The sequence below is a fragment of the Roseibium sp. MB-4 genome (assembly GCF_053005265.1).
The window spans coordinates 425,642-439,614 of sequence record NZ_JBRKQB010000004.1 but is presented as its reverse complement, the minus strand read 5'-3'; the positions used below and the strand labels follow the sequence as shown (position 1 = coordinate 439,614).

Below are 13,973 nucleotides of genomic sequence, written 5' to 3'. Positions count from 1 at the left end.
TCCCCATGTCATAAATACGGAAGAATACGCAAAAGGAATTTTTCGTGCAGTCTCCGGACAACTCGACGCCCAATACCGGTCAGGACGCGACCCTTGCTGCGCAGTTGAAACAACTGGCCACGCGGGCGTTTGGCCTATTGGGGGCGGGTGGAACGGACAATCAAGCCGCACAGCGGATGGCCATCGCAACGTTCGGAATTCGTGTAGGCGGCGCAGCGCTTGCCTATCTGTCCCAGGTTGTCCTCGCACGAATGCTTGGTGCCTATGATTACGGCGTCTTCGCCGTCGCCTGGACGTTTGTGATTATCCTTGGCGTCATGGCCTGTGGCGGATTTTCCTCCTCCGCCAGCAAATTCATTCCTAAGTACCGCGAGGCCGGAGATCCGGAGAGCCTTCGGGGTTTCATCAGCACGAGCCGCCGGTCGGTGTTCCTGATCGGATCGGCGATTGCCGGTGCCGGGATTGGGGTCATCGCATTGCTGCAGCCGGTGATCGATCCGAGTTACGTTGTTCCGTTGTCCGTTGCCTTGCTCGCCTTGCCATTTTTCTCCTACGCCATGGCACAAGACGGTATCGCGCGCAGTTACGACTGGCCGTTCCTGGCAATGCTGCCAACCTATATCTGGCGCCCAGCGGCACTCCTGATGATCATTCTGATTTTTCTGGTCTTTGCGGGTAAAGCAACCGCAACCACTGCGGCGATGGCAGCTGTCTTGTCGGCGTTTCTGGTCGCCGCCTACCAGCACGTTCACCTCAACCAGCGTTTGAAGCCGGTTTTGCCGAGAGGGCCAAAAAAGACGGATGTTCGGCTCTGGATTTTGATTTCCCTGCCGATGCTGGTTGTCGACGGTTTTCTCCAGCTGATCACCAGTGCTGATGTCATAATGGTGAGCTTCTTTGAAGAACCGGATCAGGTTGCAATCTACTTCGCAGCCTCCAAGACACTGGCTCTGGTGCATTTTGTTTATTTTGCCGTACGCGCCGCCTCCGCGCACCGGTTTTCCCGCTACCTGCACAGCGATGACATGACCGGCCTGGCAGCTTATGTGCGTCAGGCGGTGCACTGGACCTTCTGGCCGTCCGTTGGAGCCGGGGTCGGCTTGCTGATCATTGCCCCTTGGCTCCTTGAACTGTTTGGATCCGGTTTCGCAGATGGGTATCCGCTCATTGCCGTGCTGATGATTGGCGTGCTTGCACGTGCTTCTATCGGTCCAGCCGACGCGCTGTTGACCATGACCGGACTGCAGAAAACCTGCGCGGTCATTTATGGAACCACGTTTGTCTTGAACGTCGTTCTCAATCTCATTTTCATCCCATGGCTCGGATTGATGGGCGCTGCTGTTGCCACGAGTTGCGCAATTTTATTTGAAACCACCGCTCTTGCTTTTGCCGCCAAACGAAAGCTCAATATCACAACGTTCATTTTGCCATTGATGTTTCAAGCTAGGAACGCCGCCGCTTGACCGATCCATCGGATAGGAGGGATCAGCTGGAAGTCCTCTGGCTCGACCCGCTCGCGCCCGAAACGCCGTTGGACCAATGGCAGGATCTGGCAGACAACTCCGTTGATCCAAATCCTTTTTTTACACCGGAGTTTCTTCAGCCTTTTCTGCAGGCATTTCCGGCAGCAGCGGTCCGCCTCCTGGTGATACGGGCAAAGGGTTCCTTAAACTGGCGAATGGCAGCACCTATCGGGCGTCGCCGGGCTGGGCTTGCTGTTCCGATAAAGACGACATGGACTTCTTTCTATGCGCCGCTCGGGACGCCGCTTTTGCGTGACACGGGCGGACCTGACGATGTCGCTGCATTTGTCCGGGCTGGGGCCGGATCGGCAAACCTCATATCCATGCCCTTTCTGCCTTGTAAGAGCCGGGTCGCATCGCTGGCTGAAGAGATAACCGGCTGGGAAAACCGCTGGGCCGAGAAGCTTTCCCGCGCAGGCCACAGCTCCGGAGACCTTGGAGAAATCCAATACAAAACAGCGATGTCCGGAAAGCGCCGCAAAGAAATGCGCAGACAACTGCGCCGGCTGGAGGATCACGGCCCAATTCGGATCGCCCATCTAGTGGGTGAAGAGGCAATCGAAGGCTTCGAAGAGTTTTTAAAGCTCGAAGCCGAAGGCTGGAAAGGTCGCGCTGGTACCGCGCTCTCAAGCAACCCGGAGACAGCGCTCTTCTCCAGAAATGTCATCAAGAACCGCTCTTTGAACAATGGCGTTCGCATTGATCAGCTTTGGGCTGGAGACACCTTGATCGCCTCGCTCATCCTTTTCATTGAGGGGTCTCACGTTTTCTCCTGGAAGATTGCGTTCAATGAGACGTTTGCGCGGATGTCACCGGGCGCACAGATCGCAGCCATCTCCATGAAACAAAACCTGCAAAGCCCGGACATTCTTGAAGCGGACTCTCTGGCTGTCCCCGGTCATTCCATGATCGAACCGCTTTGGCGCGGCCGGGTCGATATTGGAACATTGGTCCTGTCAAAAGGTCCTTTGGGATCTTCGCTCGCAAGCCTCACGGCTGTGGATCTCAAATTGGAGCGTTCACTGCGGAGCAAAGCGAAGGCCTTGAAGGCCGTTTTCGGCTAGCGGCCCGCCAATCAGGCTTTCGAAAAGTAGCCAACTGCTTCTCTCACCTGCGCCCGACGGCATTACGCCCCGATCTTCATAAAAAAAGCCCCGGGGAAAATCCCCGGGGGTCCAAGTTTGCGGTCCGAGCCAATAGACCGCCTGGGAGATTTCGGTTGGCCGGCTGGGGAAAGATGTTGAGCCAAACCCCGCCGGGCCGGACCGCCGCCATTTCTGGCGACCGTCCAAAAGTGCGATTTACATGCGCTGAGAGCCGGTTCCGAATTCCGGATAGGCTTCGACACCGATCTCGACCTTGTCGAGACCCAGAGCCTCTTCCTCTTCGGAGACCCGGATGCCCATGGCAGCTTTCAGGATGAACCAGACGATGCCGGATGCAACCAGTGTGAACACGCCGTAGGAGACAATACCGACGATCTGGGTGCCGTAGGATGCACCGTCGTTGGACAGCGGTACAATCAGCGTGCCCCAGATACCTGCAATCAGGTGGACCGGGATTGCGCCAACAACATCGTCGATTTTCAGCTTGTCGAGCAGCGGCACAGTGAAGACAACGATCACACCACCGATGGCACCGATGAAGACGGCTTGCCATACGCTCGGAGCCAGCGGCTCAGCTGTGATGGAAACAAGACCTGCCAGAGCACCGTTCAGAGCCATTGTGACATCAACTTTTTTGTACATGACCTGGGTCAGGATGACCGCAGCAACAACACCGGCAGCAGCAGCCATGTTGGTGTTTGCAAAGATGCGGGAGATGTCGGTCACGTCACCGATGGAGCCCATTGCGAGCTGGGATGCACCGTTGAAGCCGAACCAGCCGAGCCACAGGATGAAGGTACCCAGTGTTGCAAGCGGCATGGAAGAACCCGGCATCGGATGAACGGCACCGTCCGTACCATATTTGCCTTTACGGGCACCGAGGATGATCGCGCCAGCAAGAGCTGCCCAGCCACCAACGGAGTGAACCAGCGTAGAACCGGCGAAGTCGGAGAAGCCCATTTCAGAGAGCCAGCCTGCACCCCACTGCCAGGAACCTGCGATCGGGTAGATGAAGCCGGTCAGAACAACGGTGAAGATCAGGAACGGCCAGAGCTTGATACGCTCAGCCAGTGTACCGGAGACGATAGATGCTGCGGTTGCCACAAACACCATCTGGAAGAACCAGTCAGATGCAGTGGAGTAACCGGTGTCCAGAGCATCGCCGCCGACCGGATCGAAGGAATACGGTCCGAAGGAACCCATGAACCCACCGTCAACGCCGGTGTACATCAGGTTGTAGCCAGTGATCCAGAACATCAAACCTGCGATGGAGTACAGGGAAATGTTCTTCAGGCACTGCATGGAGACGTTTTTGGAGCGGACAAGGCCGGCTTCGAGCATGGCGAAACCAGCAGCCATCCACATGACCAGGAAACCACCGATCAGGAACAACAGGGTGTTGAAGATGTAGGCGACTTCCGGTGTGACGGCCGGAGCTGCTTCAGCGTCCTGAGCCAATACCGGCAAGGCGGAGAGGCTCAAGAGAGCCAGCGATGCCGCGCCCTTAGCGACAAGTTTTTTCATGAGTACGTTTCCTTACCTGAATGTCAAAGAGCTTCGGCGTCGGTTTCGCCGGTGCGGATGCGAACAACTTGATCGATGGAGTAGACAAAGATCTTGCCGTCCCCGATTTGACCGGTCTTTGCGGCCCCGGAGATGACCTCGACGACTTTGTCGACAGATCCGCCGTCTACGGCGACTTCGATCTTCAGCTTCGGAAGAAAGCTGACCGCATATTCGGTCCCGCGGTAGATTTCGGTATGACCCTTTTGGCGGCCGTAGCCCTTCACTTCTGTAACCGTGAGCCCCTGGATGCCGATGCCGGTCAAGGCATCGCGCACTTCGTCGAGCTTGAACGGCTTGATGATGGCCATCACTATTTTCATTGCTCGTTCCATTCCCCTCTTTAGTGCCCCTTCCCGGCGAAGAAGCTCCGCAACCGATCCGCCTCTATGTCCGTTGTTCCCCTCTGGATGGGCCTTGGATCTTGGTGGCGCCGACAGTCGGCACACGAACCGGTGTTGCGCTCTTCTTTACAAAGACCGTGCCAACTTGAAGATTTGATTCAATAAACGGCTGTTTTCCGGCGTTTACCGGTTAAGAATTTCAACGGCGAGCAGATTTTCGAGCGGGGTAGTGATGGTTTTTCAGGCAACAATTTTGCACAAGAATTAAACAGGTGAGTTCAATTTGCTGAAACAATAGGCAAAATTTTTGTGCAGCGCACACACGCATAAAAAAACGGCAGATCCGAAGATCTGCCGCAAACGCAACCTGGAAGGCCGTAAGGTTAGGCAGAGAATCCACCACCCTTCAAGAAGGCGATCTCGGCTTCGGTAGACGCCCGGCCCAAAATGTCGTTTCGGTGCGGAAATCGGCCGAAGCGGCGGATGACATCCATGTGGATCAATGCGTAGTGGTAAAACTCCGTATTTCCGAGCGGCTGGCATAAATCCACCGCACGCTCCTGAAGCTGCATATCTTCAGCATGCTCAAACGGCAGATAAAAGAATACCCGAACCGCCTTCGGGAAGGCCTTGTCATATCCACGTGCGACAGCAGCCTCTGCTATCGCAACCGCTTTTGGATCGGCGGCAAATGCTTCCGCAGATCCTCGGAAGACGTTACGCGTGAACTGGTCCAGCAGAAGAATCAAAGCCAGCGCGCCACTCGGCGTTTCAGCCCATTCATCCAGGTCGCCCTGCTGTGCCGCCTTGATCGTAGCAAGGAACGTATCCCGGCAGCGCGCGTCAAATCCGTCGTCCCGCGCGAACCATTTCTCTGCGCCCGCTTCCCACCAAAAGTCCAGGACGTCTATCGGACTTACCAGACCATCGCTCATCAAAGGATCCTCTTTTCACGGCACCACCAGGGTATTCTCGGCGCCCGTTTCCAGGATATATATGCAAGTTAAGCAAGGTGCTGTGAATGGAGTTCTGCGCGTGACCGAAAACACCCTGGATTTGATGGGCCTGAAATGCCCGCTTCCGGTTCTGAAAACAAAAAAAGCACTTTCAAGACTGAATGCCGGAGCAGAACTCACTGTCCAAACAACGGATCCGATGGCGGAAATTGACATCCCGCACTTCTGTCAGGAACAGGGCCATACATTGGTCGACAAAGAAAAGACCGAAACAGGGCACAGCTTCGTGATCCGGAAGGGCTAAGCCGTTTTACTGGATGAACGGAAACGAACCGCAGAGTTCGGAGCCGGCTCTTTGGATACCCCCAAACGCCGGAATATTCGTCACGGCGCGATTATTTACCCGCGATCTGATCGATCTTTTTCGCAAGCTTTAAATCCAAGGCGCTCAGCCCACCGACGTCATGTGTTGCCAAGGTGATCTCGACAGTATTGTAAACGTTCGACCACTCCGGATGGTGGTTCATCTTCTCTGCGGCCAGGGCAACTTGTGTCATGAACCCAAATGCTTCCAAAAAATCACCGAATTTAAAAGTCGCGGTGATTGCATCCCGGCCACTGACGAGTTGCCAGTTCTCTAGGCTCTCCAAACCAGCAGAGCGCTCCTCCGGCGTCAGCTTTTCAACCATGCTTCACTCCCTTTAAGAAGGCTGTCTGCATCTTGCCGACACCCTTGATTTCAACAGCGCCTCGCTCTTGAAAGTCGAAATTAGGCCCGGCCGTTTTACGAAATGCGTCCGTCACCTGGATCTCTCCGGCCACGGAATGCGATTCCATGCGGCTCGCAACGTTTACGGCATCCCCCCAAACATCGTAGGAAAACCGCCGCTTTCCAATAACACCGGCAATGGCTGGTCCAGTATGAATACCAATCCGCAAGTTCAAATGCACACCACTGAGCGGTTCACTGGACTGGATCACACTCATCATCTTGAGCGCCAGATGACCGACCGCAACCGCAGCCTCGTGGGGCGGACCATTCAGGCCACCAACAACCATGTACGCATCCCCAATCGTCTTGATTTTCTCAACGCCAAACTCTTCGACCAGATGATCGAAAGCCCGAAACAGGCCATCAAGAAACCCGACCACCTCATCCGGTTGAAGGTTCCGCGCTGCAGGAGTGAACCCAACGAGATCCGCAAAGAGCACGGTCACAGCGTCATGCCGGTCAGCAATTCGTGTTTCCGGCGCCTTTTTTAGCCGGTCTGCGATTGCCCGGGGCATGATGGTCTCGATCAGGGTTTCGGCTCGCTCGTGTTCGGCTGCCAAAGCAGCTTCAGCGCGATGCAACGCCGTCAAGGCATATACAATCAAGACACTGGAGATGATCAGAACATTGACCATGACCTGCGCTGCCAATTGCTTTCGAAAGGCAAGGTCATGAGGCATCACAGGCCCAACGTTCGGCGCAAAGACGTACGCAGAAACCAAAAGAACCAGAGCAAGACAGAAACAGCCTGCGAAAAGGCGCCAATGTCCCACTCCAAAAAAGATGAAGGCCGCACCACCGAGGGCAAAATAGGCCTGTGTCCCGCTTTCCAAACCCAGCGTCCAAACTACGAACGTGTTTCCGGTCGCAATCACTGTTACAAAATAGATCGCTGCAACGTTGTCGCCAAAGCGATGCAATCGCGAAGTCGCGGCAAACAGGCAGATCATGATGATCCCATAGATGCTGAGCGGCATCAGTTCATGAAATGCATAGGTCAGGTTCTGGATCGTATGAAACAGGTTGTCAGCGATACCAACCAGCGCCGAAACGTTCACGACCATCTGCCGTCGCCGGACATAGGGATCCGTTGAACTGATGCCAGCAGAAGCCAGCCCCTTCAGCCAAACGGGCCACCTGACCTTGCTGAGTCTTTCAATCACCGCCAAACCCGACGCCTTCATTTTTTCCCTCATCGACCTTTGTGCCGGTGGTTCACAACTCGGCGCCCGGCACTCTGAGGGATGGTTTTCAAAACGTGTACCCGACAGCAAGTGTCAGGACCGCAGCCGATCCGCTTGACAGCGGCGACTATGCTCGGTTGATAAGCTTATGACTTCAGTACTTTTCGTCTGCCTTGGCAACATCTGCCGCTCACCACTCGCCGAAGGGGTTTTTCGCGCCACAGTGGAAAATGCCGGATTGAGCGATCGTGTCCTAATCGATTCAGCCGGAACGGGCGCTTGGCATGCTGGAGACCCTCCGGACCCCCGATCGATTGAGGTCGCCGCACGGCACGGAATTGACTTGACCGCACAACGGGCCCGCCAGGTGACGGATCGCGATTTCACGCAGTTTGATTTCATCTTGGCGATGGACTCAAACAACCTGAGCACGCTGAAATCACGCACCAGGAAGGACCATCTGGGCCTGCGTTTGTTCCTCAACTCACCGCCAACAGATGTGCCGGATCCCTATTATGGCGGCGATGATGGTTTCGAACGGGTCTACCAAATGATTGATGGTGGCAGCCGATCCTTGCTGACCGCTTTGAAGGCGCATTTGTGACGTTCGAACCAAGAGGTTCATAAATCCGTGTCAGTCGCTGCGCTAATCAGAAGTTGATCGTTTTAATTTCTGGCGCTGAAATGAAAATCCTGTGGTGGTTGTTGGCCGCTGTTCTCATCCTGCTCGGCCTGGCGACCGTATGGTTGCCGATCCCGACTGGCGTGCCGCTCTTGGCGCTCGGCAGTGTGGTCATCATCGGCACAAGCCGGAGCGCAGCCCGCCACTTGCGCAAACGCCGCAAGTCAGCACCGCACCTGAATGGCATGATCACCTGGGTGGAAGACCGGTCGCCATTGCGATTTGCCCGGATCCTCAAACGCACTCGGCCGAGAAAAAAGTGACCCGTTGGGCTCTTTAGCTCTCCGACTGTGCGCTCCCGGAACCGCGAAGGGCTTGACGCAGCCGGACTAGAAGACGTTTTGCCAAACGATGCAGCCGCCGGCCGTTTCGGGTGAACCACTCGTCCAGCCCCTGATCCGTCATGAGGGGCGGTTTTTTCAAATAAAGCAGCCAATAGACGCTCAGGATCACAAGGAACGTCAGCCCCCAGGACAACATGGTGTCGGAGAAGAAATGCCCGCCGAAGGCGACCCGGTTGATTGACAGGATCAGACACAGCGGCAGCACAAACGCAAGAACCGCCTTCCGCCAAGAAGCCGGAACCAGAAACGCCATCGTCACGAGCCAGATACCCGCAGCCCCTTCGCCGGACGTAAACGAGCAATTCCGTTCGCAGTAATCGGTCATTTTCCAGACCGGTTGAAACGGCAACTCCCCGCCAAACTCCTCAATCGAGCGCGGCCGTGGGCGACCCCAGTTGTCCTTCAGGATCGAGTTGACCAGGATGCCCGGTCCCAGGATCAATGTGGAGATGAGAAACACCGGCTTTCGCAGCGGCACGATTGGAGGCCGGCCCGGCAGCAAAAACTTGATCACCAAAATGGCCACCGAACAGATGGCGATCGTTTGAACCAGATACGGTCCAAGATGCCGGACTTTTTGCAGGAACGGATTGTGTTGCGCCCAAAAGCCATCCGTCTGACTGTAGAAAAAACCGCTTACCCACAAATCAGTTCGGGGAAAGGCCAGAAAAAACGCAGACACCAGCGCGACATAGGCGATGGTGGCCAAGAACGGATGTGCGATGCACCAAGCAACAGCTTTGCTTGAGGCAATGTTCTGGATATGCTTTGTCAAACGCGTGTCGATCATGGCCGCTGTTTACCGCATCCCCGTTGCGCATCCAATCCTTTCCTGCCGTTTTCTCCGGCGTGCTTCATGAAAAACTCGATCGCTCCATGACCACTGACCCGAAACTCCAGTCCAACGTTGTTCAACTGCATGCGTCAAAGCAGCCGACGATCGAGTTCTGGTACGAATTCGGTTCTACTTACAGTTACTTGTCTGCAATGCGGATTGAAACACAGGCGCGGGATGCCGGGGTAAACGTATCCTGGAGACCATTCTTGCTTGGCCCGATTTTCAAGAAGAGCGGCTGGGACACGTCGCCGTTCAACCTTTATCCGGCCAAAGGCCGTTACATGTGGCGGGATATGGAGCGCCGATGCGCCCGGTATGGCTTGCCGCTGACTATCCCGGATCCATTTCCTCAGGCCGGATTGCTGGCCGCGCGGATTGCTCAGGCAGGGCGGACACAGCCTTGGATCGGCGACTTCACGCGCGCCGTTTTTGTTGCCGAGTTCGGCAGCGGTGAGGACATTTCCGATGAAGCCTTTTTGGCGCACCTCCTCCTGGAGGCAGGCGCTCCTGCCAAGGACGTTCTTGAGGCTGCTAAATCGCCAGAAGTAAAGGACGCGTTGCGCGCATCTGTCGGCGAAGCGGAAGAAAAAGGTATTTTCGGTGCACCCAGTTTCGTGCTTCAAAATGGCGAACTGTTCTGGGGCGATGATCGCCTCGCCGATGCGCTCGAATTGGCAATAGAGATCGCAAAAGCCTAATTGCGACACCGCTGCCCGTCTCGACGACTGGTTAGATCCAGTGAACACTCTTGAGTTGCTGCGCTCTTACGAGGACATCGTAAAGAGCAGACGGCGCCAGCGGCTTGCCCAACCCCTCCATAAATCCAGCCTTGCGCAGTAAGTCATCGCCGAAGGCTTCCAGAGCTGCAGTAACCGCTATGAGCGGCAACTCCTCCGCCGGCCGGTTTCGGCGCAGCTCCTGGGCAACTTCAAGACCACCCATGCCGGGCATGTGAAGATCCAGGAGAACGGCCCCGTATTCCTTCTCCAGAGCCAGTCTAATCGCATTTTCGCCCGAATGAGCAATGTCGGAGGTCACGCCAAAGGACTCCAACAAGGCGGCCAAGAGGCGGCAATTGGTTTCATTGTCGTCCACGATCAGGACATGGTCAGGAAGTTCATTGTCTTCCGCGCCCGCCTTTGAAGCAATCTTGGCAACTTTAAACCCGGGCGCGGCCGGCCTTACAGGAATTTGCACTTCGAAGCGGCTGCCGCCCGCCTCCGGGGAGGAGTGGTTCAAGACGCCGCCCATTTGCCGGACCGTTTGGGCGATTCCCCAAAGACCAAGACCGCTGCCCGGTGTGTTTTCCCGAGCTCTGCGCCCTCGCACAAAAGGACGGAACAGATCATCCCGTTCCGTTGGATCAATACCAGGTCCTGTGTCTGTGATGGAGAGGCTCACCCAGTAGGCGTCTGCAGTGCTCGCAGTCGATTGCTCGGAGGATCCAAGCTGCTTTTCAGGAAACGGACAGGAAATCACCTCAAGACTGATCCCGCCTCTCTCCGTGTACTTGATCGCATTGTCAAGCAAGGCAGAGACAGCCCGTCGGAGCTGGCCAGCAGCACCAGTCTGGCACGCGCCAGCCGTGTCCTGAAGCCGGACCGTGAGTTTCAGGCCTTTTTTCTCCGCAGCGACACGGAACAAATCTGCACAATCGTGAACAAGTGATGATATTGAAACAGTTGCATCTTCGCCCACATCCCCAGGAGCTGCGTCCGTAATCAATTCCGTTGTCATCTGCTCGAGAGAGTCGATGGCCCTCATGAGCACGGACAGTTGCTCTGATTGCGCATCATTCAAAGGCCCTGTTTCAATCAGTTCAGCTGTCAGCCGCATGGCGCCCAAGGGCGTGCGCAAATCATGCGCCAGAAGCGCAAGATTGACACTGTCCTCATCGTATTCAGCCATTCGGCGCGACCCCAATTCAAAACGGATGGCATCAGGGGCTTGCGTCCCGATCTCCAGCGAACCAGTATGACAGACTTGCTTACCTTCCCCGCTGGCCGGTGTCCACCAGCCATGCTCAAGCCCCGTCAAAGGCATGTTTGTTCAAACACTCACAATCGTCGCCCCTGTCTTTCTTCTGATCGGCTTTGGATACGGCCTGGCCCGAACCAAAATCCTCAGCATGAAGGTAAGCGAAGCGCTCGGCGAATTTGTCTATGTGGTCGCCATTCCGATCCTGATTTTCCGGACGCTAGTGACAGCAGACCTGTCGGCAGGACTGCCATGGGCGCTTTGGGCAAGTTATTTTCTCGGGATCGCGTGCGCCTGGACACTTGGAACTCTCGTCATTCGCAAAGGCTTCGGGCGCGATGCCCGTGCCGGTGCGATCGGAGCGATCTCGGCGGCCTTTGCAAATACAATTCTGGTCGGTCTACCGCTGGTCGCAGCGGTTTACGGAGATGACGGCCTGGTCCCCTTGCTGCTCATTGTTTCCATCCACCTGGCTTTCATGACCGTTTTGATGGCGATTGTTATGGAGCGGGCCGCTGCCCATGACAGCGGCAGGGAAAGCCCACCGGTACTGACCTTGATTAAAAGCGCCGCGAAGAGCCTGATCCGCAATCCGCTTGTGATCACCATAATCGCCGCCTTCTGCTGGCGCATGACCGGGTTTGACCTGCCGTCTTTGGCCAGTGATCTGCTGAACCGGATCGGCGCAACCGCACTGCCTCTCGCCCTGATTTCTCTGGGTATGAGCCTTGTTCAATATGGCATGCGCGGCAACATACTGCCCGGTCTGGTTCTGTCAGCGATCAAGATCGTCATCATGCCGGCAACCGTGTTCTCGTTGGGGTGTTTCGTTTTCAACTTGCCACCGCTCTGGGTGGCGGTCTCCACTTTGACGGCCGCCTGCCCAACCGGGATCAATGCCTATGTTTTCGCGAACAAATACGGCACCGGTCACGCCATGTCAGCAAACGCGATCACCGTAACCACAGCGCTGGCCGTTTTGACGACAAGTCTCTGGATCTGGTTCCTGGAGTATGTCCTCAGGATGTAGTGAATGGGGCGGAGCATTAGAGCCCAATACGCTTGCGAAGATCCGCATGGGTCGCGCCGGCGTCCCGCAAGGATCGCAGGCTTGTGTCCTGGTTTGACTTGGACAGCTTACGGCCATCGTCTCCAAGGATCAGCCGGTGGTGGCGGTAGCGCGGCTCCGGCAGGTCCAGCAATTTTTGCAGAACGCGGTGGACGCTTGTTGCTGCATAGAGATCCTGGCCGCGCAGTACATCCGTGATCCCCTGACGCGCGTCATCGACGACAACGGAGAGGTGATAACTCGTCGGTGTGTCTTTCCGGGCCAGAACCACATCTCCCCAGGCTGCAGCATCCACAGCGATGGATTTCGCTGGTTCGAACAACGCATGCCCTTCCGCGCCAAACTCCTGCCAGGTGAGCGGTTCTCCGATGCGTTCCAGAGCGGCCTTCATATCAAGCCGGAGCGCAAAGGGCGCATCACTCTGAGACCGTTCTTGCCTTTCCGCTTCGCTTAGAACCGCATCGTCTCCAGGATAAAGCGGCGCGCCATCCGGATCCCGTGGCCAAGCGCTGCCCTTTTCTTCGTGACCCGCGACGAAGCGCTTGATCTCGGCCCGCGTGATATAGGCCGGATAGACCAGCCCCAGGTCCTGAAGCTTTTCCAGCGCCGAGCGGTAGTGCGGAAAGGCTTCCGACTGACGCAGCACCGGCTCATCAAGCGGAACCCCAAGCCACGCCAGATCCTCAAACATATCCCGTTCCAGCTCAGGCGTGCACCGGATCTGGTCGATGTCTTCAACGCGCACCAGGAACCGGCCATGCAATGCCACAGCCGCCCGGGCATTGAGCAAGGCCGACAAGGCATGGCCAAGATGCAGATGTCCATTCGGAGAAGGCGCGAAACGAAAGACGGGCTCAGTCATGAAGTTTGAGAACGGTTGATTGGAAGCTGCGGGTCTTTTACGGCTAACCGTTCCTATCATTCCATTACCCTTGCGCAAGCTTGGAGATCGTCGAAGTCCCGTGATGAAGCCAATTCACACAGAAGATGACTTGAACCGGGGGCTTTCGGAGCTTCTTACTGCAAATCCACGCTTGCAGAGCATTTCTGAGATTGCAGGTCCTTTGCCCCTGCGCCGTCGGCCAGCTGACTTTGAAGGATTGGCGCACATCATCACCGGCCAGCAGGTCTCCGTTGCCAGCGCGAGCGCAATCTTTGCCCGCTTGCAGACCTTGGTCACGCCATTGACCGCTGAGAACCTGTCCTGCTTTGGCGATGAGGATCTGGCCGCAGTTGGCTTGTCCAAACCCAAAATCAGAACTCTACGCGCCGTAACAACAGCGTGTCAGAACGGCCTCGATTTGGCGGGGCTGGCAACTGCCCCAGCCGAATACGCGCACACCCAATTGTGCGAGATCAAAGGGATCGGGCGATGGACGGCCGACATATTTCTTCTCTTTTGCGCAGGTCACCCGGATATTTTTCCAAGTGGAGACCTTGCCCTTCAAATCGCTGTTCGCGACGCGTTCGAACTCAATGAAAAGCCGGATTTAAAAACACTAGACCGGATTGCCTTGGATTGGGCACCGAACAGAGGCGTCGCAGCACGGCTGTTCTGGGCCTGGTATCGTGTTCAAAAACAGGGCAAGGAAACCCTGCCGGTCTAATCGGAAAC

The 13,973-nt window shown here is 56.2% G+C and carries 16 protein-coding genes; 8 read left to right on the top strand and 8 right to left on the bottom strand.

Annotated elements, in window-relative coordinates:
• The first annotated feature begins 44 nt into the window (after positions 1 to 44).
• A complete protein-coding gene (locus ACVDG4_RS21635) occupies positions 45 to 1,463 on the top strand; it encodes a lipopolysaccharide biosynthesis protein (protein ID WP_447236632.1) in 1,419 nt (472 codons plus the stop codon).
• Complete coding sequence (locus tag ACVDG4_RS21630) at positions 1,460 to 2,587, top strand: GNAT family N-acetyltransferase (protein WP_447236631.1); 1,128 nt, start codon at positions 1,460 to 1,462, stop codon at positions 2,585 to 2,587. Before ACVDG4_RS21635 ends, ACVDG4_RS21630 begins: the two co-directional genes overlap by 4 nt.
• A 237-nt stretch (positions 2,588 to 2,824) precedes the next feature.
• Here ACVDG4_RS21630 and amtB read toward each other — a convergent pair whose 3' ends face one another.
• From amtB to ACVDG4_RS21615, 3 genes are all read right to left on the bottom strand, one after another.
• On the bottom strand, positions 2,825 to 4,153 hold the full coding sequence (gene amtB / locus ACVDG4_RS21625) for an ammonium transporter AmtB (protein WP_133952408.1): 1,329 nt from the start codon (positions 4,151 to 4,153) through the stop codon (positions 2,825 to 2,827).
• A 23-nt stretch (positions 4,154 to 4,176) separates the two neighbouring features.
• Positions 4,177 to 4,515 carry a P-II family nitrogen regulator gene (locus ACVDG4_RS21620; RefSeq protein WP_040452614.1) on the bottom strand — a complete coding sequence of 113 codons (339 nt, stop codon included), beginning with the start codon at positions 4,513 to 4,515 and terminating at the stop codon, positions 4,177 to 4,179.
• Positions 4,516 to 4,919: 404 nt separating this feature from the next.
• Positions 4,920 to 5,471 (bottom strand): DUF924 family protein, encoded by a 552-nt coding sequence (locus tag ACVDG4_RS21615; protein WP_447236630.1) that lies wholly within the window; start codon positions 5,469 to 5,471, stop codon positions 4,920 to 4,922.
• Between the two features lie 61 nt (positions 5,472 to 5,532).
• Between ACVDG4_RS21615 and ACVDG4_RS21610 the strand changes: the two genes are divergently transcribed.
• On the top strand, positions 5,533 to 5,796 hold the full coding sequence (locus tag ACVDG4_RS21610) for a sulfurtransferase TusA family protein (RefSeq protein WP_133952411.1): 264 nt from the start codon (positions 5,533 to 5,535) through the stop codon (positions 5,794 to 5,796).
• Positions 5,797 to 5,887: 91 nt separating this feature from the next.
• Here the strand turns inward: ACVDG4_RS21610 and ACVDG4_RS21605 are convergent, their stop codons facing one another.
• Both ACVDG4_RS21605 and ACVDG4_RS21600 read right to left on the bottom strand, forming a co-directional pair.
• Positions 5,888 to 6,181, bottom strand: coding sequence for a 4a-hydroxytetrahydrobiopterin dehydratase (locus ACVDG4_RS21605; protein ID WP_447236629.1), 294 nt, complete (start codon positions 6,179 to 6,181; stop codon positions 5,888 to 5,890).
• Positions 6,174 to 7,448: an adenylate/guanylate cyclase domain-containing protein gene (locus ACVDG4_RS21600; RefSeq protein ID WP_447236628.1), complete on the bottom strand. Its 1,275-nt coding sequence runs from the start codon at positions 7,446 to 7,448 to the stop codon at positions 6,174 to 6,176. Before ACVDG4_RS21600 ends, ACVDG4_RS21605 begins: the two co-directional genes overlap by 8 nt.
• 148 nt (positions 7,449 to 7,596) lie before the next feature.
• Between ACVDG4_RS21600 and ACVDG4_RS21595 the strand changes: the two genes are divergently transcribed.
• Positions 7,597 to 8,052: a low molecular weight protein-tyrosine-phosphatase gene (locus tag ACVDG4_RS21595; protein WP_447236627.1), complete on the top strand. Its 456-nt coding sequence runs from the start codon at positions 7,597 to 7,599 to the stop codon at positions 8,050 to 8,052.
• 80 nt (positions 8,053 to 8,132) lie between these two features.
• Entirely contained in the window at positions 8,133 to 8,393 is a 261-nt protein-coding gene (locus tag ACVDG4_RS21590) for a hypothetical protein (RefSeq protein WP_447236626.1), read from the top strand.
• A gap of 13 nt (positions 8,394 to 8,406) precedes the next feature.
• On the opposite strand, the gene ACVDG4_RS21585 is transcribed toward ACVDG4_RS21590, so the two are convergent.
• The gene (locus tag ACVDG4_RS21585; RefSeq protein WP_447236625.1) at positions 8,407 to 9,264 is read right to left on the bottom strand and encodes a phosphatase PAP2 family protein; all 858 of its coding nucleotides are present in this window, start codon (positions 9,262 to 9,264) and stop codon (positions 8,407 to 8,409) included.
• An 86-nt stretch (positions 9,265 to 9,350) separates the two neighbouring features.
• Between ACVDG4_RS21585 and ACVDG4_RS21580 the strand changes: the two genes are divergently transcribed.
• A complete protein-coding gene (locus tag ACVDG4_RS21580) occupies positions 9,351 to 10,010 on the top strand; it encodes a 2-hydroxychromene-2-carboxylate isomerase (RefSeq protein ID WP_447236624.1) in 660 nt (219 codons plus the stop codon).
• 31 nt (positions 10,011 to 10,041) lie between these two features.
• Here ACVDG4_RS21580 and ACVDG4_RS21575 read toward each other — a convergent pair whose 3' ends face one another.
• Entirely contained in the window at positions 10,042 to 11,355 is a 1,314-nt protein-coding gene (locus ACVDG4_RS21575; RefSeq protein WP_209176216.1) for an ATP-binding response regulator, read from the bottom strand.
• Here ACVDG4_RS21575 and ACVDG4_RS21570 point away from each other — a divergent pair.
• Positions 11,354 to 12,319 carry an AEC family transporter gene (locus ACVDG4_RS21570; RefSeq protein ID WP_447236623.1) on the top strand — a complete coding sequence of 322 codons (966 nt, stop codon included), beginning with the start codon at positions 11,354 to 11,356 and terminating at the stop codon, positions 12,317 to 12,319. The genes ACVDG4_RS21575 and ACVDG4_RS21570 overlap by 2 nt on opposite strands.
• A gap of 16 nt (positions 12,320 to 12,335) precedes the next feature.
• Here the strand turns inward: ACVDG4_RS21570 and gluQRS are convergent, their stop codons facing one another.
• Entirely contained in the window at positions 12,336 to 13,220 is an 885-nt protein-coding gene (gene gluQRS / locus ACVDG4_RS21565) for a tRNA glutamyl-Q(34) synthetase GluQRS (protein ID WP_447236747.1), read from the bottom strand.
• A gap of 103 nt (positions 13,221 to 13,323) precedes the next feature.
• On the opposite strand from gluQRS, the gene ACVDG4_RS21560 reads away from it, so the two are divergent.
• Positions 13,324 to 13,965 (top strand): DNA-3-methyladenine glycosylase family protein, encoded by a 642-nt coding sequence (locus ACVDG4_RS21560; protein ID WP_447236622.1) that lies wholly within the window; start codon positions 13,324 to 13,326, stop codon positions 13,963 to 13,965.
• The last annotated feature ends 8 nt before the right edge of the window (positions 13,966 to 13,973 follow it).

Excerpts from the sequence above, each read along its gene's own strand:
- amtB (WP_133952408.1), bottom strand. The coding sequence starts at position 4,153 with ATGAAAAAACTTGTCGCTAAGGGCGCGGCATCGCTGGCTCTCTTGAGC.
- ACVDG4_RS21620 (WP_040452614.1), bottom strand. The coding sequence starts at position 4,515 with ATGAAAATAGTGATGGCCATCATCAAGCCGTTCAAGCTCGACGAAGTG.
- ACVDG4_RS21615 (WP_447236630.1), bottom strand. The coding sequence starts at position 5,471 with ATGAGCGATGGTCTGGTAAGTCCGATAGACGTCCTGGACTTTTGGTGG.
- ACVDG4_RS21610 (WP_133952411.1), top strand. The coding sequence starts at position 5,533 with ATGCAAGTTAAGCAAGGTGCTGTGAATGGAGTTCTGCGCGTGACCGAA.
- ACVDG4_RS21605 (WP_447236629.1), bottom strand. The coding sequence starts at position 6,181 with ATGGTTGAAAAGCTGACGCCGGAGGAGCGCTCTGCTGGTTTGGAGAGC.
- ACVDG4_RS21600 (WP_447236628.1), bottom strand. The coding sequence starts at position 7,448 with ATGAAGGCGTCGGGTTTGGCGGTGATTGAAAGACTCAGCAAGGTCAGG.
- ACVDG4_RS21595 (WP_447236627.1), top strand. The coding sequence starts at position 7,597 with ATGACTTCAGTACTTTTCGTCTGCCTTGGCAACATCTGCCGCTCACCA.
- ACVDG4_RS21590 (WP_447236626.1), top strand. The coding sequence starts at position 8,133 with ATGAAAATCCTGTGGTGGTTGTTGGCCGCTGTTCTCATCCTGCTCGGC.
- ACVDG4_RS21585 (WP_447236625.1), bottom strand. The coding sequence starts at position 9,264 with ATGATCGACACGCGTTTGACAAAGCATATCCAGAACATTGCCTCAAGC.
- ACVDG4_RS21580 (WP_447236624.1), top strand. The coding sequence starts at position 9,351 with ATGACCACTGACCCGAAACTCCAGTCCAACGTTGTTCAACTGCATGCG.
- ACVDG4_RS21570 (WP_447236623.1), top strand. The coding sequence starts at position 11,354 with ATGTTTGTTCAAACACTCACAATCGTCGCCCCTGTCTTTCTTCTGATC.
- ACVDG4_RS21575 (WP_209176216.1), bottom strand. The coding sequence starts at position 11,355 with ATGCCTTTGACGGGGCTTGAGCATGGCTGGTGGACACCGGCCAGCGGG.
- gluQRS (WP_447236747.1), bottom strand. The coding sequence starts at position 13,220 with ATGACTGAGCCCGTCTTTCGTTTCGCGCCTTCTCCGAATGGACATCTG.
- ACVDG4_RS21560 (WP_447236622.1), top strand. The coding sequence starts at position 13,324 with ATGAAGCCAATTCACACAGAAGATGACTTGAACCGGGGGCTTTCGGAG.